At 48.8% G+C, this 26,888-nt stretch carries 27 protein-coding genes; 11 read left to right on the forward strand and 16 right to left on the reverse strand.

Annotation, left to right across the window (positions count from 1 at the left end):
• Window positions 1–21: 21 nt before the first annotated feature.
• Window positions 22–519: an anaerobic ribonucleoside-triphosphate reductase-activating protein gene (gene nrdG, locus BZG72_RS14045; protein ID WP_077606620.1), complete on the reverse strand. Its 498-nt coding sequence runs from the start codon at window positions 517–519 to the stop codon at window positions 22–24.
• A gap of 8 nt (window positions 520–527) precedes the next feature.
• Window positions 528–2,669 carry an anaerobic ribonucleoside-triphosphate reductase gene (gene nrdD, locus BZG72_RS14050; protein ID WP_077667071.1) on the reverse strand — a complete coding sequence of 714 codons (2,142 nt, stop codon included), beginning with the start codon at window positions 2,667–2,669 and terminating at the stop codon, window positions 528–530.
• A gap of 350 nt (window positions 2,670–3,019) precedes the next feature.
• Here nrdD and BZG72_RS14055 point away from each other — a divergent pair, with 350 nt between their 5' ends.
• From BZG72_RS14055 to BZG72_RS14065, 4 genes are all read left to right on the forward strand, one after another.
• Entirely contained in the window at window positions 3,020–3,865 is an 846-nt protein-coding gene (locus BZG72_RS14055; RefSeq protein WP_158075482.1) for an endonuclease/exonuclease/phosphatase family protein, read from the forward strand.
• 122 nt (window positions 3,866–3,987) lie between these two features.
• Window positions 3,988–4,131 (forward strand): hypothetical protein, encoded by a 144-nt coding sequence (locus BZG72_RS16265; RefSeq protein ID WP_158010265.1) that lies wholly within the window; start codon window positions 3,988–3,990, stop codon window positions 4,129–4,131.
• A 92-nt stretch (window positions 4,132–4,223) separates the two neighbouring features.
• Complete coding sequence (locus BZG72_RS14060) at window positions 4,224–4,541, forward strand: hypothetical protein (RefSeq protein ID WP_077667073.1); 318 nt, start codon at window positions 4,224–4,226, stop codon at window positions 4,539–4,541.
• Window positions 4,542–4,641: 100 nt separating this feature from the next.
• A complete protein-coding gene (locus BZG72_RS14065) occupies window positions 4,642–5,469 on the forward strand; it encodes a DUF2797 domain-containing protein (RefSeq protein WP_077667074.1) in 828 nt (275 codons plus the stop codon).
• Window positions 5,470–5,540: 71 nt separating this feature from the next.
• On the opposite strand, the gene BZG72_RS14070 is transcribed toward BZG72_RS14065, so the two are convergent.
• Window positions 5,541–5,765: a DUF3389 family protein gene (locus tag BZG72_RS14070; RefSeq protein WP_046075886.1), complete on the reverse strand. Its 225-nt coding sequence runs from the start codon at window positions 5,763–5,765 to the stop codon at window positions 5,541–5,543.
• 5 nt (window positions 5,766–5,770) lie between these two features.
• Window positions 5,771–6,217 (reverse strand): hotdog fold thioesterase, encoded by a 447-nt coding sequence (locus BZG72_RS14075; protein ID WP_046076078.1) that lies wholly within the window; start codon window positions 6,215–6,217, stop codon window positions 5,771–5,773.
• A 184-nt stretch (window positions 6,218–6,401) separates the two neighbouring features.
• Between BZG72_RS14075 and BZG72_RS14080 the strand changes: the two genes are divergently transcribed.
• A complete protein-coding gene (locus BZG72_RS14080) occupies window positions 6,402–7,226 on the forward strand; it encodes a M48 family metallopeptidase (RefSeq protein WP_077579166.1) in 825 nt (274 codons plus the stop codon).
• Between the two features lie 99 nt (window positions 7,227–7,325).
• Window positions 7,326–8,921, forward strand: a complete 1,596-nt coding sequence (locus BZG72_RS14085; protein WP_077667075.1) for a sensor domain-containing diguanylate cyclase — start codon at window positions 7,326–7,328, stop codon at window positions 8,919–8,921.
• A 28-nt stretch (window positions 8,922–8,949) separates the two neighbouring features.
• Here the strand turns inward: BZG72_RS14085 and BZG72_RS14090 are convergent, their stop codons facing one another.
• The 3 genes from BZG72_RS14090 to BZG72_RS14100 all read right to left on the reverse strand — a co-directional run bounded on the left by BZG72_RS14090 (window position 8,950) and on the right by BZG72_RS14100 (window position 12,113).
• A complete protein-coding gene (locus BZG72_RS14090) occupies window positions 8,950–9,417 on the reverse strand; it encodes a PAS domain-containing protein (RefSeq protein WP_069362946.1) in 468 nt (155 codons plus the stop codon).
• Between the two features lie 4 nt (window positions 9,418–9,421).
• The gene (locus BZG72_RS14095; RefSeq protein ID WP_077667076.1) at window positions 9,422–10,423 is read right to left on the reverse strand and encodes a response regulator; all 1,002 of its coding nucleotides are present in this window, start codon (window positions 10,421–10,423) and stop codon (window positions 9,422–9,424) included.
• Window positions 10,424–10,547: 124 nt separating this feature from the next.
• Window positions 10,548–12,113: a hypothetical protein gene (locus BZG72_RS14100; protein ID WP_077667077.1), complete on the reverse strand. Its 1,566-nt coding sequence runs from the start codon at window positions 12,111–12,113 to the stop codon at window positions 10,548–10,550.
• Between the two features lie 305 nt (window positions 12,114–12,418).
• On the opposite strand from BZG72_RS14100, the gene BZG72_RS14105 reads away from it, so the two are divergent.
• On the forward strand, window positions 12,419–13,567 hold the full coding sequence (locus tag BZG72_RS14105; protein ID WP_077667078.1) for an acyl-CoA desaturase: 1,149 nt from the start codon (window positions 12,419–12,421) through the stop codon (window positions 13,565–13,567).
• A gap of 76 nt (window positions 13,568–13,643) precedes the next feature.
• Here BZG72_RS14105 and BZG72_RS14110 read toward each other — a convergent pair whose 3' ends face one another.
• Window positions 13,644–14,618: a CobW family GTP-binding protein gene (locus tag BZG72_RS14110; protein ID WP_077667090.1), complete on the reverse strand. Its 975-nt coding sequence runs from the start codon at window positions 14,616–14,618 to the stop codon at window positions 13,644–13,646.
• A 213-nt stretch (window positions 14,619–14,831) separates the two neighbouring features.
• Between BZG72_RS14110 and BZG72_RS14115 the strand changes: the two genes are divergently transcribed.
• A complete protein-coding gene (locus BZG72_RS14115) occupies window positions 14,832–16,220 on the forward strand; it encodes a TldD/PmbA family protein (RefSeq protein ID WP_077667079.1) in 1,389 nt (462 codons plus the stop codon).
• Window positions 16,217–17,569 (forward strand): TldD/PmbA family protein, encoded by a 1,353-nt coding sequence (locus BZG72_RS14120; RefSeq protein ID WP_077667080.1) that lies wholly within the window; start codon window positions 16,217–16,219, stop codon window positions 17,567–17,569. Before BZG72_RS14115 ends, BZG72_RS14120 begins: the two co-directional genes overlap by 4 nt.
• Window positions 17,570–17,594: 25 nt before the next feature.
• On the opposite strand, the gene BZG72_RS14125 is transcribed toward BZG72_RS14120, so the two are convergent.
• Both BZG72_RS14125 and BZG72_RS14130 read right to left on the reverse strand, forming a co-directional pair.
• Entirely contained in the window at window positions 17,595–18,500 is a 906-nt protein-coding gene (locus BZG72_RS14125; RefSeq protein ID WP_077667091.1) for an alpha/beta hydrolase, read from the reverse strand.
• Between the two features lie 96 nt (window positions 18,501–18,596).
• Complete coding sequence (locus tag BZG72_RS14130; RefSeq protein WP_046076083.1) at window positions 18,597–19,187, reverse strand: TetR/AcrR family transcriptional regulator; 591 nt, start codon at window positions 19,185–19,187, stop codon at window positions 18,597–18,599.
• A gap of 417 nt (window positions 19,188–19,604) precedes the next feature.
• Between BZG72_RS14130 and BZG72_RS14135 the strand changes: the two genes are divergently transcribed.
• The gene (locus tag BZG72_RS14135) at window positions 19,605–20,996 is read left to right on the forward strand and encodes an L-cystine transporter (RefSeq protein WP_077579172.1); all 1,392 of its coding nucleotides are present in this window, start codon (window positions 19,605–19,607) and stop codon (window positions 20,994–20,996) included.
• 185 nt (window positions 20,997–21,181) lie between these two features.
• Window positions 21,182–21,745 (forward strand): PhnA domain-containing protein, encoded by a 564-nt coding sequence (locus tag BZG72_RS14140; protein ID WP_077667081.1) that lies wholly within the window; start codon window positions 21,182–21,184, stop codon window positions 21,743–21,745.
• Window positions 21,746–22,155: 410 nt separating this feature from the next.
• On the opposite strand, the gene BZG72_RS14145 is transcribed toward BZG72_RS14140, so the two are convergent.
• From BZG72_RS14145 to BZG72_RS14170, 6 genes are all read right to left on the reverse strand, one after another.
• Entirely contained in the window at window positions 22,156–23,112 is a 957-nt protein-coding gene (locus tag BZG72_RS14145; protein WP_077667082.1) for a hypothetical protein, read from the reverse strand.
• A gap of 1 nt (window position 23,113) precedes the next feature.
• The gene (locus tag BZG72_RS14150) at window positions 23,114–23,845 is read right to left on the reverse strand and encodes a hypothetical protein (RefSeq protein ID WP_077667083.1); all 732 of its coding nucleotides are present in this window, start codon (window positions 23,843–23,845) and stop codon (window positions 23,114–23,116) included.
• A gap of 72 nt (window positions 23,846–23,917) precedes the next feature.
• The gene (locus tag BZG72_RS14155) at window positions 23,918–24,652 is read right to left on the reverse strand and encodes a hypothetical protein (protein ID WP_077667084.1); all 735 of its coding nucleotides are present in this window, start codon (window positions 24,650–24,652) and stop codon (window positions 23,918–23,920) included.
• A 56-nt stretch (window positions 24,653–24,708) separates the two neighbouring features.
• The gene (locus tag BZG72_RS14160; protein ID WP_077667085.1) at window positions 24,709–25,440 is read right to left on the reverse strand and encodes a hypothetical protein; all 732 of its coding nucleotides are present in this window, start codon (window positions 25,438–25,440) and stop codon (window positions 24,709–24,711) included.
• A gap of 57 nt (window positions 25,441–25,497) precedes the next feature.
• Window positions 25,498–26,232, reverse strand: a complete 735-nt coding sequence (locus BZG72_RS14165; protein ID WP_077667086.1) for a hypothetical protein — start codon at window positions 26,230–26,232, stop codon at window positions 25,498–25,500.
• Window positions 26,233–26,303: 71 nt separating this feature from the next.
• Window positions 26,304–26,888: hypothetical protein (locus tag BZG72_RS14170; protein WP_206744444.1), on the reverse strand; the 585-nt coding region annotated here is incomplete at its 5' end.

The following is a 26,888-nucleotide window of genomic DNA, read 5'->3' on the forward strand; positions in this document are numbered from 1 at the left end:
TGCGGGAAAATTGGCAACCTCTTAACCATGATTCTCTTGCCCTTTTCGGGCACGCTCGGACAGAAAGTGTACGCATTGATTGGCACTTCCCCGCCACACTAAATGAGGATCCGCTTCATCTTGGATAAACTTGCCGTCAATTAATACATCAACCAAATCGACAACATCTCGCTGTTTTGATGACAATTCTGCCAATGTATAACCTGTCCACAGCCAAATGTCTTTGCTCGGTGCGCGGCTCACCACCTCTTGTAACAATTCTTTTACACTGTCGATATTAGCAGGATGAAGCGGATCACCACCGCTCAATGATAATCCTCGGCGCGGGATCCGTGAATCGAGTAAGTCTTGAACAATCTGCTCTTGCATCAGATCAGTGAAAGGATGGCCGCTGTTCAGCGGCCAGGTGGCTTTGTTGTAACAACCACGGCATTGGTGTTCGCACCCCGATACAAACAAGGTACAACGTGTGCCTGGCCCGTTGACCACATCAACGGGAAGGTATTGGTGATAGTTCACGCTTCCCCCTACATGTGTTTCACACGGCGAATCACTTCTTGTTGTTTACCCGGATTAAAAGGTCGCGTATCAGGGCTTCCTAAATAGCCGCACACACGTCGTGTCACTGACACACGTGCTGGGTCATGATTGCCGCAAGCCGGACAAGTGAAGCCTTTACTGGTGCAATTAAATTCGCCGGTAAAACCACATTCGTAGCATTCATCAATCGGCGTGTTGGTACCATAGTACGGCACGCGATCGTAGCTGTAGTCCCAAACGTTCTCTAACGCTTCTAGGTTGTGCTGAATGTTGGGGTATTCCCCGTAGCAAATAAAGCCACCATTGGCTAAGCGCGGGTAATCCATCTCAAAATCGATTTTATCGTAAGGCGTCACCTGCTTTTCCACATCCAAATGGAAGCTGTTGGTGTAATACCCTTTATCTGTCACCCCTTCAATCACACCAAACGCCTGGGTATCGAGCTGACAAAAACGACTGCACAAGTTTTCACTTGGGGTGCTGTACAAACTAAATCCATAACCTGTTTCGGCTTTCCAGCGCTCGGTCGCATCATGTAAATAAGCCACAATCGCTTTGGCTTTCTTTTGTTTCACCACGCTGTCGTAGATGTGCGGCACACTACCGTACAGCGCATTGATGGTCTCGTGCAGGCCAATGTAACCTAGCGAAATGGACGCACGCCCATGTTTAAAAATATCACTGACATCATCGTCTGGGTTCAAACGGATACCACATGCGCCTTCCATATATAAAATCGGTGCCACCCGCGCTTTTACCCCTTTAAAACGAGCAATACGGGTATCGAGTGCCTGGCGCGCAAGGCTTAGCGTTGCATCAAGGCGCGCATAGAACTCGTCTTCGTCCCCCTCCGCCTCAATGGCTAAACGAGGTAAATTAACGCTGACGACACCCAAGTTGTTACGTCCTTCATGTACCAGTGTACCGTCCTCTTCGTAAGCGCTTAAAAAGCTTCGGCACCCCATTGGGGTTTTGAAGGAGCCCGTGACTGATATCACTTGGTCATAATTGAGAATATCTGGGTACATACGCTTAGAGGCGCACTCGAGTGCCAACTGTTTGATATCGTAATTGGGATCACTCGGACGGCGGTTTAAGCCCTCTCGGATGCAAAACACCAGTTTCGGGAAGACGGCCGTTTTTCGATTTTCACCCAAACCAGCAATCCGATTCGCTAAAACAGCACGTTGCACGGCACGTGCCGCCCAGCTCTTACCTAAGCCGAGGCCAAAGGTGACAAAAGGAGTCTGCCCATTCGCCGTGTGCAACGTGTTGACCTCATACTCCAACGACTGAAAGGCATCAAAACACTCTTTATCAGCACGGGCGCGGGCATAAGCGTCGGGATCACTGACAGACCACTCACGCGCCACCAACAAGTGCTTTTGATAACTGGCTTCAACATAAGGGGCCAGCACTTCATCAATGCGGTTAATCGTGGTACCACCGTAAATATGACTCGCGACTTGTGCGATGATTTGCGCGGTCACCGCGGTAGCGGTTGAGATGGATTTGGGCGGCGCAATTTCCGCATTGCCCATCTTAAAGCCTTTTTGCAGCATGCCAGCCAAGTCAATTAGCATGCAGTTGAACATCGGAAAGAAAGGTGAATAGTCCAAATCGTGATAGTGAATTTCACCTGACTCATGCGCTCTTACCACGGCACTGGGCAACATGTGTTGCTTGGCATAGTGTTTGGCGACGATCCCCGCGAGCAAGTCACGCTGAGTGGGGATGACTTTACTGTCTTTGTTGGCATTTTCGTGCAGCAATTCAGTGTTAGTTTGCCCGACCAGCCCTTGTACTTCATGATTCAAACGGCCACGGCGCTCGCGAGCGATGTCTCTATCATGGCGATATTCAATATAGGCACGTGCCACCGCTTTATGCGGTCCGGTCATGAGGACATCTTCAACGGCATATTGAATATGATCAATATCCACCTCGGCCTCGCCAGCAAACTGCGTCGCGATGGTATCTGCTAAGCGGAGGATGTCTGCGTCGGTCAGTTGACACAGCTCAGCCTCTCGCATCGATTGCGCCGACTCTCGCGCACATGTCACCGCCTGGACAATCCGATCTGCATCAAATGGGACGCGTGTTCCATCGCGCTTAATTACCGCTGGCATATGCCCTCCACACCATATATAGGATACAAAATACACTAAAACACAATATGTGGTATTAGATAGCAACTAGGGGGCACATTGTGTTGACACAGATCATCGAAGTCTCGAATAACGTCCAACCGACGAATCAAATGCCTATCTGTACCGCAATCTCACTGATCTTCGTTATGATAGTTATCAGTTAAAATCAAAGGTTCTCCGCAAAGTGCTACAATGCTCCACTGCATGCGCAACATTTCCAGTAGGATCACAGTGGAACGCGTAATAATGAGGTATCCACCATCGTACTTCGAGTTTTAGGTCTGCTCGTGCTTGTTGGGGTATTTTCGGCCCCTAGCTATGGACTGACAGTGGCAACATGGAATTTTGAGTGGCTGACCTTAAAGGGTGATCAACGAGCCGGCGTCCGTCATCAAGACGATTATCAACAGCTTTCGTCGATCTTTGTTCAACTCGCCCCCGATGTGTTGGCTTTTCAGGAGGTTGATAGTCCTGAGGCACTGGCACGAGTCATTCCCACAGAGGCGTATAATGTCTATTTTTCCGATCGTTATGCCGCCCTTAAAGAAAGCACACAAAGCCAGCAACTGACGGGGTTCGCCGTCCGTAAAGACTGGAAAGTAGACGACCCTCGCGATCTGCGTCAAATCGCGCTACCTGGTTTTTTTGGCGTGCCCTCTCTGCGATATGGCACCTATGTTGTGGTCACACCGCCGGGCCAAGAACCGGTTCATATGCTGTCGGTGCATCTTAAGTCCGGCTGTTTTAAGCAAGCGCAAGCCTCACGAAGCTGCGAAAAGCTACGCAAGCAATTCAGTGTGTTAGCCGATTGGGTGCGTGAACATGGTGATAAAAACATCCTCATTGCAGGTGACTTTAATCGCTATATCAGTGAAAAACAGGATCCGTTTTGGCTACAATTCCGCCAATCCCTTCTCGACGATGCCTCGAGACCAACAAACATCATCAACGTAACAGAGAGTGTCCGCGCACGTTGTAAAGCACGACGCTATAACTGGCGTACTCAGACCTGGAACCAAGTGATGTACAGCCGCTTAATCGATCATATTTTAGTCTCCGAATCGTTGGCGTCTCGGTGGCAATATAGTTTTCAGCATCATTTTGCCTATCATAACGTCATGAACTTCAGGCTCAGCGATCATTGTCCCGTCGTGGCGACGTTCAAACCCCAATAAGCGCTAAAAGTCATTGACCTACCAAAAAGATTGCGAGAGTCTAGCAAGCTGTCATGGTGATGACATAAAGGGTCGTTAGCCTTCCTTCATGTGGGCTGTTAGAGTCACCCAAGGAGAAAGAAATGGATAGTTTACAACATCAAGTCATCCCAACCGATGACGACCTATTAGCCGACTACTACGGCGATATTGGCGTGCTCCAAGGCCAAGACGCACGCAGTGACAACGACGTATTTAGCGACGATATCGAAGACGCCACACGATAGGCGTTGATATCACGTTTCTAACATGACGCTGACAACCCCTTTTCCGCTGCGTAGTAGGTTGTCAGTAAATTCACCAATGTATCCGATGTCTTATGAAAAAAGGTCTCTCTACTGCGCTATTTGTTCTCTCTTTTTTATCATTTCACGCCTCTGCAGCGCCTGAGCTAATTGCCAAGTCCACGCTTGAGTTTGGTGATTTTGAAGAAACGGCCAACGTGGAGATACAAGGCGATATTCAAGAAGATGTCTTACGCCTGGCCGAACGAGGGGTGGAAAAAGAAGAGGCGGATTATTTCGTGATCGATCAGTTTAGCGAAGATACCAAGAAAAACCTCTTAGTGGTCTCCGTTACGCTTTATCGTGAGCACACCACAGACACACAAAAAAGCATAGAAGCTCGCCTCGGCTAATCCGTTTTCGAGACAGGCAGGTTGTCGCTTGCCTGTTTTCCTCTCTGCCTTACTCCGCTCTCTCCCATTTGCTACACTTGCCGCTCTTAATAAAACCATAATGAGCAAAGTCGTGATTGGAACCCTAGATAAGATGCGCACAGAAGCCGGCGCCGACGTACAATACTTTCTGCGGGTGGGTAATGAAGAGCTACACCTCAATCCATTGCTTGGGCAGAGATTAACCCTGACTCATACTGGCAATATCTTTTGCGATGCCTGTGGGCGAAAAACCAAAAAAAGCTATTCGCAAGGCCATTGTTACCCCTGCATGAAAAAGCTCGCGCGTTGCGATATGTGTATTATGAAGCCTGAAACCTGCCACTATGCGCAAGGAACCTGTCGAGAGCCCGAGTGGGGAGAACAGTTCTGCATGACGGATCATATTGTTTATCTCGCCAACACCTCGGGATTAAAAGTGGGGATTACCCGCGCTAACCAGATGCCAACACGCTGGCACGATCAAGGTGCCACGCAAGCTCTCCCGGTGTTTCGGGTTAAAACACGCCAGATTTCCGGGCTAGTTGAAGTCGCGATGGCGAAACATGTCGCGGATAAAACCAATTGGCGCGCGCTCCTAAAAGGCGACAATGACCCACTTGATCTTCACGCAGAGGCTGAACGTTTAACCCAAGCGATCGAGCCAGAATTAGCGGATATCCGTCTGCAATTTGGCAATGATGCGGTCTTGCCTGCAGCACTTGACGCCCTCACTTTTAGTTACCCTGTCACTGAGCACCCAACCAAAATAAGTTCACATAACTTTGATAAAAATGCCGAGGTGAGTGGGGTTTTGAAAGGCATTAAAGGGCAGTATTTGATTTTCGATACTGGCGTGATTAACGTGCGTAAATTCACCAGCTACGAAGTCAGCACCTCACACGGCTAACGGCGCATCAAGTTAGCATCTAACCAACCGTGCGAGTGATCGTTGCCACTAGCACGGTATTGGTAAGGTGGCTACTGAGGTTGGATACCCGTCATATCTGAAATCAACGCAATATGTTGTGCACTTAACGGCAATGACCAACGCACATCACCGGCATCAGCCACCAGCACATTGGCGTCGGCGATAATCTGTAACGAGTCAGATTGCACCTGCATGCTCAATTTCATTGCGGGCAATTGGATCACCACCTCATGCGCGGTCACGATTAGCTTGCCGTGTTCTATATCGACCACCATCTTGCTCAGTCCTCCAAGGATTTATCGGCGCGCTTATCAGTGAGTACCGCCATAGTGAGTCGGCTCACGCACACATCCCGGCCTCGTTCATCTTGGATGGTGATATTCCACACCTGCGTGGTTGCGCCGAGATGCACTGGGGTCGCCACGCCCGTCACCGTGCCTTCTCGCATCGCACGCAGATGATTGGCATTGATGTCCAACCCGACACAGTACTTTCCTTCTGGCACACACATGTTTGCTGCCAAGGAGCCTAGTGTTTCAGCAAGCACGACAGATGCGCCACCATGGAGCATGCCCAGCGGCTGATGCGTATGCGGTGCCACCGGCATGGTTCCCGTTAAACTCTGCGCATCAAAAGCCGTATATTCAATCCCTAAATGCGCGACCAACGTATTAGTCGAAGAGGCATTTAACCCCGCTAACGACATGTCTTTTTTCCAAATACTCACAATACTTTCACCCATTGCTGTTTATCCCGATGGAAAGGAAATCGCTGCGCGAAACGCGGACTATCAAGCCGCGCCTAACGCTGCCTGCGCGCACCAGTAGACGTTCAGTCAAGAAGCCAGTACATTAGCACTCTGATATCTTTGCTTATATTCACTGCGACTGTGGCGCAAAACGATACAGGAAATGACCATGCTACGCACTGCTAAAACCGTCATGCTATCTCTATGCCTGATGGTTATGCTTTCATCTTGCTCTCACTCGCCAACGGGACGAAACCAGTTATTGCTTTTTTCCGGTGATGACATGGCGAATCTGGGACAGCGTTCGTTTGAGGAGATGAAAAAGTCGCAACCTATCAGTGACGACAAAGCCATCAACGCCTACGTGCAATGCGTCACCGCCGCCATCTTAAAAGTGGTGCCACCGCAATCCAACTTCTCGGAATGGGAAGTGGTGGTATTCGACAGTGATCAAGTCAACGCCTTTGCACTTCCCGGCGGAAAGATCGGCGTTTACACCGGACTGCTCGACGTTGCAAAAACGCCCGATCAATTGGCTGCAGTGATCGGCCACGAAATTGGGCACGTCCTTGCCGATCACAGTAACGAGCGCTTATCGCGCTCGCAACTCACTGCCTTGGGGTTGACCATTACCGGCATCACTCTTTCTGATAACCCCTATGGCGATCTTGCCCTCGCAGGGCTTGGGCTTGGCGTCCAAGTGGGAATATTGCTTCCTTACAACCGCGCTCAAGAATCAGAATCGGATAAGATTGGTCTGCAGTTAATGCATCAAGCAGGGTTTGACCCGAGCGCTAGCGTTACCCTGTGGCAAAATATGGCAAAAGCGTCCAAAGGCGCGCCGCCGGAGTTGCTTTCAACCCATCCATCACCCGACACGCGTATTAATGCGTTACAAACAGGTGTCAATCAACTGCCTAACGTGCCCCATCGCTTGACATCGTCGTGCCCTCGGCCACCATCAAAGAAACAGAGTAAAAACATTTAACTAACATAGTGAGCATCATCACAAAGCCTGCATACAAACACGGACAAAGCGTCGTCGCGTGAGAACAGCCCGTCGCCGTCACACAAAAAATTAACCTATATGTTACGCTTAAGTTTTCATTGGGGACGAGTGACGACACGCGTGATGAAGCCGTTTTTCATCTTATTTTTTTTTATACTGCAGGTGCCGTTTGCGTTCGCAACGACGCAAGAGACAAACGATCTTTTCGATCAGCTGTTTGAGAAACATGCACTGGTCATGCTTCTCCTTGACCCAGATACTGGTGAAATCAAAGCCGCCAACCCAGCAGCTAGCGACTTTTACGGCTATTCACAGCAGACGCTGACCCAAATGAATATCGCCAGCATTAATGCCCTGCCCCCTGATGCCGTCGCTGAAGAACGTAAGCTGGCGGAATTAGAAAACCGAAACTATYTCGTTTTCAGCCATATATTATCGGACGGCACGACCAAAACCGTAAGGGTATCCTCGATACCCATTATCTACCGCGATGAACCAACCCTTTTTTCAATTATCACCGATATCAGTGATTATCGGGCCACTCAGGCATCACTGTGGCACTATCAAAACCGACTCGAGCAAATGGTGGCACAACAGACCGAGCAAATCGCCACGCAAAAAAATCACCAACTGATTATTACATCCTTGATTATCATTGTGCTCGGTGCAGGGCTCGCGACAATGTGGTTTATTCTCGCTAAGTCACGACGCACCGAATATGAGCTGCAACTGGAGCGTAAACGCTTAGATGAAATAATCCGCGGTACCCATGTCGGCACTTGGGAGTGGCATATCCCTAGCGGAGAGCTGGTTATTAATGAGCGCTGGGCAGAAATTTTGGGATATCAAAAACACGAGCTGATACCTGCCTCATTTGAAACCTGGAAAAAGCTTTGTCATAGCGAAGATTTCGCGCGCGCGTCTAAAGAAATTGATGCCGCCTTTAGCGACTCTAACCCTTTTTATGAATGTGAGTTTCGCATGCTGCATAAAGATGGGTTTTGGGTTTGGATCTTGGCCAAGGGTAAAGTCATGGAGTGGGATCGCGACCATAACCCAATTCGAATGGCGGGCACGCACCAAGATATCAACGAAACCAAGCGTCTTTACCTGCAGTTTGAGCATATGGCGCATACCGACACCCTGACAGGCGCGCTTAACCGCGTCGCCTTTAAGCAGCGTGCGGATATTGTGCTGGCGCAAGCACGTCAGCAAGGCGCACATTTTGCCCTACTGTTTATCGATCTCGATGGCTTTAAGAAAATAAACGATACCTATGGCCATGACGCCGGAGACAGTGTGTTAGTGGAAACGACTAAGCGGATGGGCCAAAGCATCCGTAACTCAGATACCCTCGCTCGCCTGGGCGGCGACGAATTCGCGGTGATTTTAGAATATACCAGCCACTCAGAAGACGCAGCACGCGTCGCCGAGAAAATTATCTCCAGTCTCAATCAGCCATTTGCAATAGATGACCAGCAACACGCACACCTTTCCGCCAGCATCGGTATCGCTTGCTATCCAGATCATGGAGAATCGGTCGAACAGCTGCTCAATTGCTCAGATGCCGCCATGTATTATGCGAAGAAATCGCTAAAAGGCGGCACTTATGCCGTCTGTGACCCTGATAATCATGCAACCACGAGTAACAACCGCGGGAAACAATCACTCTAGACACTCACGGTTGGCTATTTTGAGATGCTTATTTTTGCGCGGCTTGTTGTGATGGTGCTGTGGCACGCGGGGTTTGGCTCGCCAACGCCTCATTAGTCACATCCTGGATGGAGATAAACATGTGATTGACCTCACCCCGCGTATTCGCCATTGGATGCATGGTGACGTTTTGATACATAAAGGGGAGCTGACCGGTGATCGGGCGAACATGACGACAACGGAACAAATACGGGCGTTGCTGCCAGACAATAAAACTGCGACAACGGAGATCGAACACGGGTTGCGACTTGGCACGAAACCAAGGCTCATTGATCTCCGGAAACACCTCGAATAACGAGCGGTTTTGCACATCTTTAGCGTGTTTACCGCTATGGTGAACCATAAAGCCATTCCACATTTGGATATGGAAGTCTCTGTCTAACACAATCAATCCCATGTCGATGTGCTGTACCATGTCGAGCATCCAATGGAATTGGTCAAAATCTTCTGTGCTCATCGCATTACTCCTCATCCATTAGGTAGGCCAACTTCGCATCGAGCAGCGGCAAAGACTCATCCAGTAGCAATAGTAACAAATCGCATTTTATATCTGTCCCATCAATTTGATAACTGACTTCAATGGTCACTGTTCGTTTCCATGACCCTTTCATCGCCGCTATCAACTGATCCACTTCAGCGTGCTGACCCAAGAGCGCCGGATAGCTTTGCGAAAACTCTAACGCGCCTTGATCGCCTAAGCCCTTTAAAAAGGCACTAATCAGAATATTGCTAATATCGACCAGCAATTCGAGCTCGTTGTCGACCGACCCATCCTCGGGATAGTCCAACAATTTCACCATCTCGGTAATACTGGAATCACTAATCAGCATCAGCGCTTCGCCAGCGATCCCCTCCCCACTGAAACCCTGACACACACCGTTCATGGTATTTGATTGGGCCAAGTGCCGGATAGTCATCGTCAACTCGGTCACTTCAAACACATTGACCTGTGGCAGTGGCATGTGGACAAACACCCCGCAATGTCGGGCAAGTTTATCTGCTGCCTGCCCCATCGCAATGTTCACCACTTCCATGTAAATATCTCGGCGACTGAGTTTTTCTTTGGGCGCGTGTGAACGCTCGGTCTCTGACGCAGAAGCAGTGGGTAAATACGCCTTGATCAATGCATCGACGCGCTCACGACTGATGGGCTTTTTAACAAAGTCTTTGGCCCCCCGTTCCAGCACTTGCTGCTGGGCAAGCGGCTGAATGTCGCCTGAGACCACGACGACAGGCACCGTCATTCCGGCTTCTTGCATCGCTTCAAGTGTCTGATACCCATCAAGTTCCGGCATAGTCAAATCAAGGAACATGATGTCGATCGGCTGACTACTCAACACATCCAGGGCAACATTGCCATTTTCGGCAAAGTGCACGTCGGCATCCAAATCGTTGGGTAAGGTTCGCGCTAATTGCTTACGCGCAAGCGCAGAATCGTCAGTGATCAGAATTTGTGTGGTCAAAAGCCTCTCCTTTCCTACATCTTTACTGAGAGTATGGCTGGGTAAACACTGTAAGCATAAACCAATATCGCGAGGAATGAGGGCAAACCAGTCAAAATGCGATGATTCTTTTTATATCAGGGGGCTACTCTTGTCGTTGGCATAATTGAGCAAGGCGATCAGAGCGACTGATCAGGCTGGGCGCATGCAAGTAGAAATAATGCAAACATGTTAAACAAAGCTGAACGCATTCGTACACTTTTTCGCTGATGATCTCAGGCGAAGCGTCAAATTCACCGGTCAGTAACGCTTGCCAATCCTCGGCAAGCCTATCGATCAGAGTGACGTCTGTCTCTCGCTCAAGAATATGGCTCAAGGCCTTTTTTATCGGGATAATATCTTCACTCGCGGCAAAAATATTTCTCAGCGCAATAATCACATCCACCAATGCGTCTTGTGTGTCTGGCTTTTTCGCTGCGGTATATAGACGAGACATTGCCAAGCGAATCCCCCTCGAGTCGGTGTCATCCACGAGCATACTCCAACGCTCAATATTGACTAAGTCTGTCTCACTGATAGCAACAGGATCGTCCGTTTCTGCCACTGAACCAAAGTCTTGTCGCCGGTTATCAAGCGAGAATGGATCGATACGCCAAACCCACTCTGGCGCCACAAAGGCTTTGTGTTCACCGAGGTAACAAAGCGCCATACACAAAACAATATTCAGCTCAGTGGTTTGTTGTTCAGTCGTGGCGTCCAATACCTCTTCTGGCCAATCATCGTCCTCTAAAAAATCACCAAAGTTAATCGCAAACGCATACCCCGACTCGAGCATGAACCCGTTATCGCGACGTTTAGCCATTAAACTCGCCGCTTGTAGGACATATTCCGCAATCCCTGGGGTATAGCGACGCACACTGCCCCATTTGGTATCCAGCTCGGCCAAGTTCGTGAGCGCCGCATTGCGAAAGCCCACAAACATCGGAATATGAGCGACTTCACCATCAGCTAAGCTACGTGCCATCTCCAACATTTCTTGCACCGTTTCTACGAACATATCAGGGCTGACAACCCCACGAATACGCATCAGGTCGTAGCTATTAACCAGAATCGACACGGGTAAACTGGCCAAGCTGACCACGCCGCGGTGGCCACTGGCATCTTTGTAGTCGCCACAGGTTTGCTGCGGCTCTTTCCCCGACGTTGTGAATAGGCGAGACAGAGCAGGGTCTGCCGCCATGCGTTTTTGAACCTGCTTACTGACCGGGAATTGCTCAATGGCTGCGGTGAGATAGCCGGCGCCTCGATAAAAAAGATGCGGCCGCTGTCCTGCTTTAATAAGAAATAAAGGATAGAGTTCACCCGCCAGTTGGCAAAAAGCACTGGTTAATGGGTCTGAACTGTTAATTCGCGTCGCCAGCTCACCGCCCTGCTGTGCACGCCAAACATTAAAGACGTGGCGGCCGTTTTGCATCACGTGCGGTAAACGATAAAAGAAGGATTGTTCACTTTCCCCTTGCTCAACCGCAGACACACGTAGCTGGCGACACAGCTCAATATATTGATTGAGTGTGTCGCGCTGAATCCGGCTCAAGCCGAGTTTTTGCATCAAAATTAAACGGCCTTCCGCTTCTGTGACATTCAGGATGTAACTAACCACACGGTGGCCCATCGCTTTCACAAAATGCGGAATGGCCGGATAGGACATCATCGTTTCCTAACCTTGTGTCAATCGTTCACGGATATCAATGCGTGCTCCAGCACCTATGAAGGGTATCGGCCTCCGTACGGGAAACTGTACCGAGCGGACAATAATGCGATAAAAGCCGTCGTACCTGTGGCTGATTTGTCGTACCTGTAGCTAATTTAAAAAAGTATAGTGCTTCCATTAACTTGGCAAGTCACGACAAACCCTGAAACATTTTTGCGCGCAAAGGCGACAGTGAGGACTTGACCAAGCGGTAACACGCACCTATTCTAGCGTACAAGTGTACGCTTAAATAAAGATAACGAGTTATGGATACCAAGGCTTCAACCTCTCCCCCTCAGAAACCACGCTTAATCTGGTTAAACATTAGCGTGTTTACCCTCACTTTTTTGATTGCGGTGATAGGAACGCCACTATGGGCATGGCACCATGGTTTTGATTGGATGCAGATCACTGCGCTGATCGTCGCATTCAGCTTTTGTGGCCTGTCGATCACCGCTGGCTATCACCGGTTGTGGGCCCACAAAACCTATCAGGCCCATCCAGCTCTACGCTTTATCTTCGCCATTGGTGGGGCATTTGCGCTGCAAAACAGTGCACTTCATTGGTCGTCAGATCACCGCATTCACCACCGCCATGTCGATGACAACGATGTTGACCCCTATTCGGCCAAGCGCGGCTTTTGGTTCTCACACCTTGGCTGGATGCTGCGCGAATACCATCCCAACCGCTATGGCGATTACAGCAACTGTCGCGATCTGCAAAAAGATAAGATCGTGATGTGGCAACACAAGCACTACCTTGCGCTGACACTGGCCACCAACTTTGGCTTCCCTATCGCGTTTGGTTTGCTCCATGGCGATCTTTGGGGCGCTGTCTTACTGGTCGGCTTTACTCGATTAGTGCTAAGCCACCACACCACCTTTTTCATTAACTCGTTAGCGCATGTGTGGGGCAGCCAGCCTTATACCGATAAAAACACCGCGCGGGATAATGGCGTGCTCGCCTTGATGACCTTTGGCGAGGGCTACCACAATTTTCACCATATTTTTGAGAACGACTACCGCAACGGCATTCGCTGGTGGCAGTTTGATCCGACTAAATGGCTGATCAAAACTGCATCTTGGTTGGGTTTAGCGGAAAAACTGCGCGTGACCCCCGAAGAGAAGATTGAAAAGGCGCGTGCGACCATGCAATTGCAGCGCGTCACACAACAGCTTAGTGACAAGCCACACGCTTCGCATCGTCTGCAAATCCTGCAACAAGAGTATGATGCTTTGGTCGCCAAAATGGCGGACTACTACACGCTGAAAAAACAGCTGTTAGCGCTCGAGCGTGACAAGCTGCGCGAAAAAGTCGAGAACGCCGAGCTAACCCAGCAATACAAAGATTTAAAGGTGCGTTTTCAGCAACAAAAACGTAGCTGGCAGGTGCTCACCGCCAAATACGCCAGCTAGCCGCGACCCGTTTCAGCAAACAACAAACCGGCCACTTGGGCCGGTTTGTTATCTGGCAAGGATCTGTTGGTGCCAGTTAGTTGGACGGGGTAAGAAAAGAAAGCAGGATCGACTCCAGCTCATCCCAAGGTAAGGCGTCGGTATCGATCACTTCGATGCGCGACTCGGCCTGTTCAATCGACATAGGCGTCACGGTAACCACCTGATTAGCGACGTTAAACGCGTAAAAACCCTCGTCTGTATTGACCACTGCTTTAATCCGTTGAGCATTGATGTTGCTCAATAGCCCGTACAAGGCATCAAACGGAAAACAACAGTGCGCGGCAAACAACCAACCGCAGCTGACATAGCCCTGCCCTTGGTTTTCTTTGCGGGTAAAGGTATCGTCCGGGCCCAGAGCTAATGTAGTCATGGGCTCGGCATCGTTGTGATGGTGATGATAGTGCGCTTGACGAGCGTGACGCGGTAACGCAAGCCACGCGGTCTCGAGCGCCCCTTGTTCAACACCGGTTACCAAGCTTTTCTCGCCATCAAACGCGGCGACATAATCATAAAAGGTGGCGATTTGCGCCTCGCTACACTGGTCAAGCTTGTTTGCCACCACCACATCCGCAAGCGCGATTTGATCATGAAAATTTTGATTTTCACGATAGCGCACATCGTCAATACAACGCGGATCGACCAAGGTAATGGTCGCGCCCAGCGACAAAGAAGTATCGAAAGGCGGTTGAGTCAGCTTACCGATAATGTCTTTGGGATGACCGAGTCCCGTCGGTTCAATCAAAATCCGATGCGGCTTCTCGGCAAGCAAGGTATTTAGCCCCACCGTCATGGGTAGGCCGGCCACACAACACATGCATCCTCCCGGCACTTCCTTCACCAACGCACCTTGTTCAGAGAGGATTGCGCCATCGACACCTACCTCGCCAAACTCGTTCACCAAGATAGCCCAACGCTCATGCTCGGGTTTATTCGCGAGTAAATGACGAATCGCCGTGGTTTTCCCCACGCCAAGAAACCCAGTGATAATGTTGGCTGCGAACTGACTCATTGCTTTATCCTGCTTGTTATCTGCATCAGCGTAGTGTAACGGATTGCGCCACACTCGTCGCCTTTTGGTAAAGCACATTGAACCAGCCATATGCAGCTCAGTGAGTAGCACAAAAAATGATGAAATATCATGCACTCACTGCAAGTGGTGATCATTACGCATAAAAGCTTGGTAAAATAAAAGGTTCGCTAACACACTTCTTTAGGAGGAAGTATGCTGAATCCATCAACGGCAAAGTCGGTGATTGACCATGCCCTGTTTTTAGGCGCGGATTTCGCCGAACTCTTTGTCGAACGCCATCACTCAGGCAACGTGGAGCTGTTGTCTGGTGAGGTGGATAAAGTCAGCTCAGGGATTGATTTTGGTATTGGTATCCGGTTGTTTTTCGGCCACAAAGTGCTTTATGGCTACACCAACAGCCGCGATGAAGAACAATTGAAAAAAGTCACCAGCTTGCTGTGTGCGCGTGATAAGCGCGATCAAATCGCCACCGCTGGTCCACTTAATTTGTCCCATTTAAATGACAAACATCCGGTGTCTGAGCCGTTATCGGCAGATCAACATGTGGCCGATAAGGTGGCGTTCTTACGCCAAGTGGATGCGCGTATTCGTGCCGAAAGCGATAAAATCGCGCAAATTATTGGTCGTGTCGGCCAACGTGAGCAACAGGTCGAGATTTTCAACTCTCATGGCCTGCATGCCACAGATACCCGCCACTACACGCGTATTGCCGCTACAGCGGTCGCCACTAACGGTGAGGAACAGTCAACGGGCTTTGATGCCCCCGGTGCACTCACAGGCTGGGAGTTCCATCAGGATATCGATCCGGTTGCGCTGGGCGAGCGTGTGGCACGACAAGCGCTGATTAAACTCGGTGCCCAAGCCTGTCCATCAGGCGAAATGCCTGTAGTGATTGGCAACGGTTTTGGTGGGGTAATTTTCCACGAAGCCTGTGGCCACTTGTTAGAAACCACCTCGGTTGCTAAAAAGGCTTCCGTCTTCCATGACCAAATGGGCGAAATGATTGCCAGCCCTGTAGTGAGCGCGGTGGACGATGGCACCTTGGCGAATGCGTGGGGCTCAATCAATATCGATGATGAAGGCATGGAAACCCAGCATACCCAGTTGATCAAAGACGGTAAGCTCACCTCCTTTATGGTCGATCACATGGGCAGCCTGAAAACCGGTTATGCGCGCACCGGCTCTGGCCGACGTGAGTCTTATAAATTCGCACCGACCTCGCGGATGCGAAATACCTTTATTGAGCCCGGTAACGACAGCTTAGACGCCATGATTGGCTCCATGGAGCGTGGCATCTACGCCAAGAAGATGGGGGGCGGCTCAGTACAGCCCGGCACCGGCGAGTTTAACTTCGCGGTTCAAGAAGCTTACTTGGTCGAAGACGGCAAGATCACTGTGCCACTCAAGTCTGCCACCTTAATCAGTACGGGGCCTAAGGTGCTTAAAGAAATCAGCATGGTCGGCAAAGATCTTGCCCTTGCCGCCGGTATGTGTGGCTCGGTGAGCGGCTCAGTCCCCACCACCGTGGGCCAACCTGCATTGAAAGTCGATAATATCCTAGTAGGAGGCGGTAACGCATGAGTGAGCAAATCATTAAAGCAACCCTAAGCGATGCCGTCGATCAGGTCCTCAGCTTGGTGAAACAGCAAGGTGCTCAAGCAGACGTGATTGCCAACGCCAGCGAAAGCTTGTCACTCAAAGCCGACCAAGGCGATCTCTCCGAGCACAAAGTCACCGCTGGTCAAGTGATCGGCGTGCGGGTGATCAAAGGGGTTCAAGTCGCCACCAGCTATTCAGAATCGCTAGATAGCGACAGTCTTGCCAGCATGGTGAACGCCGCACTCACCAACGCAAGCTTTACCAAGGCCGATCCGGATCAGCAAATTCGCGCTGAAGGGCAGCAAATTGATCAGCAAGATCCCAGCTTGCTGCAAGCAGATAACACCCCGATTGAAGACAAGATCGCGTTGGCGCTGGCCCTTGAGCAAGATGTGGTCAGCCAACCCCGCGCAACGGGGGCGCCCTACAATGGGTACAGTGAGCAAACCCAATATCAGTTGCTTGCTAATACTCTAGGCACACGCTGCTATCACAGTGAGCGTAGCTTTAGTTGCTACACCGCAGCACTGCTCAATCACGACGGTAAGCAAGCGATGCATCTCGGCGCCTCAGTGTCACGCCGCTTTGCTGATCTTGATCGCGCCCATGCCACTCAACTGGCCTACCAAACCGCTGACGCCTTGCTTGAGGGTGGCCCAGTGAAAACCGGTTCGTATCCGGTGATTTTTGAGCATGATTGTCTCAGCGAATTGCTGGGCGCCTTTGGCAGCTGCTTCTCCGGCGATGCGGCCAAGCGCGGGACTAATCCGTGGCATGAAAAAGTCGGCAAGCCCGTTGCAGATACGGCGCTCACCATCACCGATGTGGCAAGACTTGATGGCGGGATGCGTATTAAAGCCTTTGATAGCGAAGGCTTTGCCACCGCCGACACGCCTTTGATTGAAAACGGCGTCTTAGTCGGCTTTTTACACAACAGCGCCACGGCGCAGCATTTTGGTGTTCCCCATACGGCTAACGCGGGCCGCAGCCCCAAAGGCGGTTTGGATGTCACTTCTCGTCATGATGTGATTGCCGCAGGTAAACACAGTGATGCAGACGTGCATGCCGGTGAATATCTTGAGTTAGTGTCACTGCAAGGTGTGCATTCAGGCGCTAATGCCATCAGTGGCGACTTCTCTTTCGGTGCAAGTGGGTTTGTCTGCCGAAATGGGAAACGGGTTCGTCCGGTTCGCGGGATCACAGTCGCTGGCAATTTCTATACCATGCTCAATGAGATAGATGCCATCGGCAATACCGTGTTACCCAACTATGATGGCGCCTTCTTTGCGCCACGGATCCGCTTCGCCCGCTTATCCATCGCGGGTGAATAACAGCGCATCTTCTAAAGGCATCGGTTTAGGCTGATGCCTTTTTATTCTCGGTTTGTGCTTCCACACTGTGTACCGCAGGATTCATCTTTGCCGCCAAATCGGTGAATGCCTGCATGGCGACGTCACTGGTCAGAATACGCCCGTGCCCCAACTCTTCGGTAGCTAGCACAGTCACATGCGGGTAGCTGGTTGCTCGCTCGGTGACGGCGAAGGAGGCAAACCGGTCGTTTTTGTCGTGAGCAATCACCACCGGATGACGGCGACGCGACAATTTCTCGAGCGGCTCAATGGTCTCGATCGGATAACCGTGCTGCTCGCCAACCTCTTGGACAATTTCATCAAATAGCTTTAGTGAATAACCCGACTTTCGTACCGTGGCGTATAAATTCTCGCGATAATTCAACACGGGGGCGACCAAAAAGAGCGGTAAATCATCCACCTGGGGGTGTTCGCTTTCCAACACCGCGGCAGCGCCCATACTGTGCGCAATCACCCCAGAGACATTATCGACTTGATCTAATACATCATTGATTGCCTGTACAAAACCGGGAATATGGCTCTCATTCCCCTCACTCTGTCCATGTGCGGGATGATCGAATGCCACCGCACGAAAGCCCAATGAGGCAATGTGCGCCATCAGAGGGAAAAACTGGCTGGCGGATCCAGACCAGCCATGCGTCAGCAGCCAAGTTGGCCCCGCCCCCAAACTATACATTTGCAAGACCCCTGCTTGGCTTTGCACTTGAGAGCGCACTAAACCTTCAGGCTCTGCGTTCACCATTGGACTGCGCGTTGGGGAGAGAAACAGCTTACGCGCCACTTTTTTAGCATGTCGAGGGGCTAAGCGATGATGACAACGGCTCACCGCCCCCACCAAAGAGCGCTTGGCGCTAAAGCGACCCGGCGTTGAAAAATACACTTTTTTACTCATGGTCATTGAATCCTTAAAATCGAACGAGTGTTCGTTTTTACACTGAAAAGTGTCGTTGTTTTCAATACCGACACCCTCTTCGTCTTATTGGGAAAATTAGCGGCGACTTTGCGCGAGCAACTGCTCGACACCATGCCAAAAGCGTGTTCCTTCCGGCGATTCAAGTGACAAACGCAGAAATAACTGGCTACTCAAATAGTGCCCATATAACTGATAAACAGCTTGCCACGTATCGAGGTCGGCACGAAACTCTCCGGCTTGTTTGCCCTTTTCAAATTGCGCGGCCAGGTAATCGAGCCACTGACGAGTAACACGCTGCAACGCCTGATGGATGGGATCATTGCTCGCGCGCTGCTCATGCCACGCATCTAAAAACAAGCACTGACCCTGAAAGTGCTGATGCCAACCCATCCAATTACGCAGTAAGTGTTGCAATTTGGCTTCAATACTCGCGTGGTCCGCTTCACGACTGGGGGTGATCACCCGCTCGACAAAGCAATCGCCCGCAAAATGGACCACGGCGATCTGCAAGTTTTCTCGCGAATTAAAATGCGCAAAGAGACCACTTTTTGACATTTGCACGTCGCGCGCCAAACTACCTATCGTTAAGCTCTCCAACCCATATACACTGGCAGCTTCAAACGCGGCTTCGAGAATACGCAATCTCGTTTGCTCGCGCTTAGACAGCGAGTATGTTGAGTCTACGGAAACGGCCATGACACTCTCCCTCAAAGCAGCCGAGTTGATACGCCACTATCTATTGATAACAGTGGCGCAGTCGGATCACCTTACCCCAACGATGCCTTCATTTATAGTACGAACGTTCGTTTTTATCCAATTGAGATTCGCTCCGACCGTGTCATCGCCTCCAACATTGGTAGACCTTTCATGCTATTGCACACTGACTCAGCAAATATTGCTGAAATTTTGCGCCATATTCTTTTTGGTTTTAATAAGTGCTTTTTTTATCTAGCAAGAATGTGACATAGGTCTTCATTGCATGCACCTTCCGGCATATGATGCCAAGCAATCGCTAATCCTTGAATACATTTAACGGGGTTAGAGCTTCACGTCATTATAATTCTCTAGATTGGAACGCCGACTATGACAGTTATCCTTTTTAATCTGATCGCTTTTGCGCTGTTGCTGGCGGTGCTTGTCAAATTGCACAAGCAACAAAAATCCTTATCCACACGTGTGTTTACAGGCCTCGGCTTGGGGGTTGCCTTCGGTGCGGCGCTGCAAGCGTTATACGGTGCTGACGGCGCGATCACGCGCGAAACCATCAACTATATCAATATCGTCGGCTCAGGCTACGTCAGCCTACTCAAGATGATCATCATGCCGTTAATTACGGTGTCGATAATTGGCGCGATTTTGAAAGTGAAAGACTCAGGCTCACTGGGCAAAATTTCCAGCTTGAATATCGGTATTTTGCTGGCCACCACCGCCGCGTCTGCGCTCATTGGTGTACTCGTCAGCAACCTATTTGGGTTGTCTGCGCAAGATATCGTACAAGGTGCGCGAGAGATGGCGCGTGGTGCCGCCTTGGAGCAGCGCTTGGGCTCGGTCGAAGACTTATCACTAGCTGATATGATTATCTCTTTCTTCCCACAAAACCCATTTGCAGATTTAGCCGGTAGCCGTCCAACCTCGACTATCGCTGTGGTGATTTTCTCTGCGCTCGTGGGTATCGCTGGTGTCACATTGTCGCGCACTCAACCTGAGCTTGGCGAGCGTTTTGAGCGCTTTATGGATGTGGCTCAAGAATTAGTGCGTACGTTGGTTCGAATGATCATCGGCCTCACTCCCTACGGTATTTTAGCTTTGATGAGCAAAGTGGTAGCTGGCTCAAACGTAAGTGAAATTCTTGAACTTGCCAACTTTGTTGCCGCCTCTTATGTAGGCTTAGGTGCCATCCTGGTCATGCACTTGGTATTGATTGGCCTTGTCGGTATGAGCCCAATTCAATATCTCAAAAAAGTGCTCCCTGTGCTGACGTTTGCCTTTACGTCTCGCTCAAGCGCGGCCACGATTCCGCTCAATATCGATTCGCAAATGAAGAACTTGGGTAACGATCCGGCCAGCGCCAATTTCTCAGCGTCATTCGGTGCCACCATGGGTCAAAATGGCTGTGCCGGCTTGTATCCAGCTATGCTGGCGGTCATGATTGCGCCTACCATTGGCATTAATCCACTCGATCCGGGCTTTATCGCCACCTTGGTTGCGATTGTCACTGTCAGTTCATTCGGTATTGCCGGTGTGGGCGGCGGCGCGACCTTTGCGGCATTGATTGTACTCTCGGCACTAGATATGCCAGTCGCGCTAGCGGGTCTGTTGATTTCTATCGAACCATTAATCGATATGGGTCGTACCGCTGTGAACGTGAGCGGCTCAATGACGGCCGGTACCCTCACCTCTCGATTGACCGGTGGCCAAGATAAGACCATCTTCGATCACCATGAAGTGGTGAAGCAAGACACGGCAAATGCCTAATTATTTAAAACAATAAACGTTACCCATGCCACGCCCATGCGTGGCATTTTTGTGTTCGTACTGAGCCTACACAAAGCAACGTCATGCGATGACCTAATCCCTTACAACTTGTAAGAAATTATTTCAGCGATTACACTCTGCGGCACTGTAACTGCAGGGATCCCCTGCCAACCGTGAGATAACCAATGAGTATTGAACAAACGCTTCAGGCGCGCAGTGGCGGCCAATGTGAACTATGCACCAGCCCAGACAACTTATCTGTGTATGAAGTCCCGTACTCGCCCGACACCACAGCGAACAGTTGCGTATTGGTTTGCAGCACGTGTCACGACCAACTTCAACACCCAGACAATATGGATGTGAACCACTGGCGCTGCCTGAACGATAGTATGTGGAGCCAAGAGCCTGCCGTACAGGTAGTTGCCTACCGCCAGCTCTCTCGCCTTTCTAGCGAAAGTTGGGCGCAAGATAATCTTGATATGATGTATATGGAAGACGATGTCCGTAAGTGGGCAGAAACCGGTCAAGATATCGAAGAAGTCAAAGTATTGGACGCTAACGGCGTGGCACTGCAAAAAGGCGACGACGTGACCGTGATTAAAGATTTGCCCGTTAAAGGCTCAAGCCAAGTGATCAAACAAGGCACGGTGATACGCGGCATTAACTTGACCGACGACCCTACCCACGTGCAAGGAAAAGTAAACGGCCAAACCCTGTTTGTGATTGCGGAGTTCTGTCGCCGTAAATGAGCCTCAAAGCAATTGATGGGTCATCTTAGCCCACAAGCGGCGTCCTGGCGGCGCCGCGTTAATCACGCTTCCGCACAGTTTACACTGTAAAACGTTACGCTTTCCTCACCATCAAACCCAATAGATTGAACATTGGCAGCCCTTCGCCTATTTTCAAACCATGGCATTCGCCACCTTCCTCTTTTGACTGACAGCCGCAGCAGTAGGCGTAGAAACCGCCTCTCAATTACGCAAATGACGCATGTTGCCCATGTGACATGTCGATGAAATTCAAGGTTTCTATTTCTTCAAACCCATGAGTGCGGAGAAAGCGTTGGATAGGTTCGTGGAAAAGGAGTAATAACCCGCTGGCTGAAATTCATTATATCAGTGCCAACTCTTTACGAACTGAAGCGAGTTATTGAATCATCTTAATCATCCGCAAAGATGTTGATCTTTGGACCGGTGGCGGGCGATGTTTTTTGTTTTTCGGCTATTTCCGCTAGCGTCTTCTTGTAGGTGTCATCGCTCATATCTCGCCAGTAACGCGGATCACGGCCAGTCTGTTGATCATGGGCAGCGGTTACGGGGTCTTTGGCTCGGGCTTCTTCTAACACCAACAGATCTGGCATCGGTTGACTCACATCCATGTAACGCTGGATCACATTCCACAAGCGCTGGTACTCTACCACTCGCTCGTTGGTGCCAATCAAGTTACTAATAGGTACACCCACAGAGTAAGGCTGATAGCGATGAACTAACATCAAATTGTAGTTCAGGTGACCTTGCGGACTCGGTGCCGACATCAACACACAGTCAAACTCGATAAAAGGATGCGTAAAGCGCACTTTATTGCCACGCTTATACAGCGTCACCATCCCTGTTTGACGGTTTAAGCTATATACACGTTTGCTTTTCAAAAAAGGTGCTAGGAAATAATAGCCTTTACATACCAACTTGTAGTGCCCCCAAATTAATAGGCATGGCAACGTCCCATAGAGTGTTTGTCCATAGAAGGCAGCTGATAAGTCATCCCATCTTTCACTCCAGCTTCCATGGCTGAATAATAGTGGATAAAGCAATATTAGATAAGCCAGAGGCAAAAATATAATTAATAGTATTTTTGCCAGTCCCACCATTAAAAAGTAAAGTTGAGACCAGCCTGATAAAGATTCACTATCTAGGCTTTCTTCGGTCCAGAATGAAGGCTTTTCACTTCCTTCTGTCTCTTTTATTTTAGATGGTAATGTTTCTCGAGCAAGTGATAAAGTAATGGTGTCATTTGCCTTGGTAAAGGGGAAGACTTTCCCCTTAGTGAGTAGCTGCTGCAAAAAACCGTGCGGTGGTTTTGTGGGTTGTAGCGATAGTTGCTCGGTGTTGTAGGTCATACTATTCGGCCGTTTTCTCTTCTTCTTGCTGATAAACAGGGTGTTTATACTGCTCTTTCAACCTTTTTATCTTAACGAACTCGATACTTGGAAAAAGTGAGTGTAATTTAGAGAGTAACTCTTGCTTTTGGTCGACTGTCATGGTGTATATATCACCACCGTATGCATGCGCACCTTTCTCGGGAACAGCGAACGATAAGACACCATCACTCTCTAAGTCAAACACAACCGTGCGCTCAGAAATCAATATGCAATACTTATCAATCTTAGGGCTAAAATTCGTCATCCCAAATGACATCAGCGCAAACCCACCAGCCCCAACAAACGCAAGAGGACCTAGCATAAACCCTGCAATAATACAGACTGCGATACCCACCCAAGAAATGCCGCGAACGACTTTGTAAGCAGCCTCTGGGATCACATCTTTCTCTGTGTAATGAATTCCCAATAAGGTCAAGTGATAACAGCGATGTTTGTCAGGAAAAAAGAGATATCTCGTCATTAAAAAACCCATGGTTGCTAATGTAAAACAAAACAAAGAACCAGAGCTCCATATCGGAGTGTCTTCAGCTACCATTAATAATACAGGTAGAAATAAGCCAATTAGGAGAGCAACAACCAATCTAATGAGGCTAGAATGTTTCCCAGCAATACCAGAAAACTCCCAATAATATTCAACTTTACTCTTATACAATTGCTCTTTAAGTACTTCGGTTTTTTTATTAAACGTCATTTAATTAACTCTCACTTCAATGGTGCGTATCATTAACTTTTTCCGAATTGAAGTGAGTTATTGGACGCCATACTACTCAGCCACTTTCTCTTCTTCTTGCTGATAAACAGGGTGTTTATACTGATCCTTCAACCTTTTTATCTTAACGAACTCGATACTAGGGAAGAGTGAACGCAATGTAGAAAGTAGTTCTTGCTTTTGATCGAGAGTATTGGTGAATATATCACCATAGTAAGCATACGCACCTTTCTCGGGGATGGCGAATGACAGTACCCCATCGTTCTCTAAATCAAACACAACCGTACGCTCAGAAATCAATATATAGTGGTTATCAATAGAAGGACGAAAGTTCGTCATCCCAAACGACATCAGCGCAAAACCACCTGCCCCAACAAACGCAAGAGGACCGAGCACAAACACGGCAATAACACAAACCACGATACCCACCCATGCCAAACCACGCACCACTTGATAGGCAACATCGGGGATCATGTCTTTTTCTGTGTAATGAATGCCCAGAGACGTTAAGTGATAACAGCGATGTTTATCAGGCGTAAATAGGTATCTTGTTATCAACGTCATCATCGTCATGAAAGACAAAACCACCCAAAAAAAGGGCCTGCCTACTGTAAAACCATCAAGAGCCAACCATAACAAAATAAATATTGAATAGTTAACAAATATCGCGACTCCCCAGCGCCATAGGTATTCGTATTTTCCTCCCCACCCTTTATGTTCCCAACAGTGGACGATTTCCGCCTCATAGAGGCTCTTTTTAATAGAACCTGTAGTTTCGCCACTACTCATTTTTCAACTCTCACTTCAATGGTGCATGTCATTAGTTTTCTCCGAATTGAAGTGCGTTATTTGGTCGCGCTCCCTTCCTCCTGATGATAAACAGGATGTTTAGACTTATCCTTCAATCTTTTTATCTTAACGAATTCGACATTTGGGAAAAGTAAGCGTAATTTGGAGAGTAAGTTTTGCTTTTGGTCGAATGTCATAGTGTATATATTACCATAATAAGCATATACACCTTTCTCAGGGACGGCGAATGACAAAACACCATCGTTCTCTAAATCAAACACAACCGTACGCTCCGAAATCAATATGTAAGAGTAGTTTACATTAGGGCGAAAGTTCGTCATCCCAAACGACATCAGTGCAAAACCACCGGCCCCAACAAAGGCAAGAGGACCGAGCATAAACGCGGCAATAATGCAGACTGCGATACCCACCCAAGAAATGCCGCGAACGACTTTGTAAGCAGCCTCTGGGATCACATCTTTCTCTGTGTAATGAATTCCCAATGAGGTCAAATGATAACAGCGATGTTTGTCAGGAAAAAAGAGATATCTCGTCATTAAAAAACCCATGGCTGCTAATGTAAAACAAAACAAAGAACCAGAGCTCCACATCGGAGTGTCCTCAACTACCATCAAGAATACAGGTAGAAATAAGCCAATAAAGAGAGCAACAACCAATCTAATGAGGCTAGAATGTTTTCCAGCAATACCAGAAAACTCCCAATAATATTCAACTKTACTCTTATACAATTGCTCTTTTAGTACTTCGGTTTCTGTATTAGAAGCCATTTAATTAATCCTCACTTTAATGGTGAATATAATTAGCTCTCTCCGAATTCAAGTGGGTTATTCGGCTGCTTTCTCTTCTTCCTGCTGATAGATAGGGTGTTTATATTGATCATTAGCCCTATTGATTTTGATAACTTCTAGATTAGGGAAAAGAGTATATAGGTGGTTTACAACGGTGAGCTTTTCCTCATACGTTTGAGTATATACACGACGTTTATATTCCAGATTATCTTTCTCTGGAATGGTGAAAGAGAGCACATTATCGTTAATCAGGTCAAACAAAATAGTTCGTTCGTCCATCAATATGTAAGAGTGGTTTACATTAGGACGAAAATTCGTCATCCCAAACGACATCAGTGCAAAACCACCGGCCCCAACAAAGGCAAGAGGACCGAGCATAAACGCGGCAATAACACAAACCACGATACCCACCCATGCGAAACCACGCACTACCTGATAGGCAACATCGGGGATCATGTCTTTTTCTGTGTAATGAATACCCAGAGGCGTTAAGTGGTAACAGCGATGCTTGTCGGCGAAAAAAAGATACCTTGAGACTAATACCATCATCGTCATGAAAGAAAATAATCCCCAAAACGCGATTGAGTCTATAGTGAGCTCGTCGATTACAAACCATAGAAAGCAAAAAGGGGTTAGCCCTGCAAAAATTGATAGTCCCCAAATTCCAAGGTGGGCAAATTTTCCGCCCCATCCTTTATGCTCCCAATAATATTTAGTCTCCGAATCATATAATTTTTCCTTGAGGGACTCTATGTTTTCTCTATTGCTCATTTTTCAACTCCCACTTCAATGGTACGCATCATTCACTCTTCCCGAATTGAAGTGAGTTATTGGGCGCCACACTACTCGGTCGCTTTCTCTTCTTCTTGCTGATAAACAGGGTGTTTAGACTGGTCATTCAATCTTTTTATCTTAACGAACTCGATACGTGGAAAAAGTGAACGCAATGTGGAGAGTAATTCTTGCTTTTGGTCGACTGTCATGGTGTATATATCACCACCGTATGCATGCGCACCTTTCTCGGGGACAGCGAACGATAAGATACCATCATTCTCTAGGTCAAACACAACCGTACGCTCAGAAATCAATATATAGTGGTTATCAATAGAAGGACGAAAGTTTGTCATCCCAAACGACATCAGTGCAAAACCACCTGCCCCAACAAACGCAAGAGGACCAAGTATAAACACGGCAATAATACAGACCACGATACCCACCCACGCCAAACCACGCACCACCTGATAGGCAACATCAGGGATCATGTCTTTTTCTGTGTAGTGAATACCCAGAGACGTTAAGTGATAACAGCGATGTTTATCAGGCGTAAATAGGTATCTTGTTATCAACGTCATCATCGTCATGAAAGACAAAACCACCCAAAAAAAGGGCCTGCCTACTGTAAAACCATCAAGAGCCAACCATAACAA

This window comes from Salinivibrio sp. PR6 (assembly GCF_001995955.1).
In the GTDB taxonomy this organism is placed as follows: domain Bacteria; phylum Pseudomonadota; class Gammaproteobacteria; order Enterobacterales; family Vibrionaceae; genus Salinivibrio; species Salinivibrio siamensis.

Coding starts and splice junctions, on each gene's coding strand:
- BZG72_RS14060 (WP_077667073.1), top strand. CDS start 4,224: ATGAAAAAAGGTCTCTCTACTGCGCTATTTGTTCTCTCTTTTTTATCA.
- BZG72_RS14140 (WP_077667081.1), top strand. CDS start 21,182: ATGAGTATTGAACAAACGCTTCAGGCGCGCAGTGGCGGCCAATGTGAA.
- BZG72_RS14165 (WP_077667086.1), bottom strand. CDS start 26,232: ATGAGCAATAGAGAAAACATAGAGTCCCTCAAGGAAAAATTATATGAT.
- BZG72_RS14125 (WP_077667091.1), bottom strand. CDS start 18,500: ATGAGTAAAAAAGTGTATTTTTCAACGCCGGGTCGCTTTAGCGCCAAG.
- BZG72_RS16265 (WP_158010265.1), top strand. CDS start 3,988: ATGGATAGTTTACAACATCAAGTCATCCCAACCGATGACGACCTATTA.
- BZG72_RS14100 (WP_077667077.1), bottom strand. CDS start 12,113: ATGATGTCCTATCCGGCCATTCCGCATTTTGTGAAAGCGATGGGCCAC.
- BZG72_RS14115 (WP_077667079.1), top strand. CDS start 14,832: ATGCTGAATCCATCAACGGCAAAGTCGGTGATTGACCATGCCCTGTTT.
- BZG72_RS14110 (WP_077667090.1), bottom strand. CDS start 14,618: ATGAGTCAGTTCGCAGCCAACATTATCACTGGGTTTCTTGGCGTGGGG.
- BZG72_RS14135 (WP_077579172.1), top strand. CDS start 19,605: ATGACAGTTATCCTTTTTAATCTGATCGCTTTTGCGCTGTTGCTGGCG.
- BZG72_RS14150 (WP_077667083.1), bottom strand. CDS start 23,845: ATGACGTTTAATAAAAAAACCGAAGTACTTAAAGAGCAATTGTATAAG.
- BZG72_RS14145 (WP_077667082.1), bottom strand. CDS start 23,112: ATGACCTACAACACCGAGCAACTATCGCTACAACCCACAAAACCACCG.
- BZG72_RS14080 (WP_077579166.1), top strand. CDS start 6,402: ATGACCATGCTACGCACTGCTAAAACCGTCATGCTATCTCTATGCCTG.
- nrdD (WP_077667071.1), bottom strand. CDS start 2,669: ATGCCAGCGGTAATTAAGCGCGATGGAACACGCGTCCCATTTGATGCA.
- BZG72_RS14090 (WP_069362946.1), bottom strand. CDS start 9,417: ATGAGCACAGAAGATTTTGACCAATTCCATTGGATGCTCGACATGGTA.
- BZG72_RS14155 (WP_077667084.1), bottom strand. CDS start 24,652: ATGAGTAGTGGCGAAACTACAGGTTCTATTAAAAAGAGCCTCTATGAG.
- BZG72_RS14065 (WP_077667074.1), top strand. CDS start 4,642: ATGAGCAAAGTCGTGATTGGAACCCTAGATAAGATGCGCACAGAAGCC.
- BZG72_RS14120 (WP_077667080.1), top strand. CDS start 16,217: ATGAGTGAGCAAATCATTAAAGCAACCCTAAGCGATGCCGTCGATCAG.
- BZG72_RS14105 (WP_077667078.1), top strand. CDS start 12,419: ATGGATACCAAGGCTTCAACCTCTCCCCCTCAGAAACCACGCTTAATC.
- BZG72_RS14070 (WP_046075886.1), bottom strand. CDS start 5,765: ATGGTGGTCGATATAGAACACGGCAAGCTAATCGTGACCGCGCATGAG.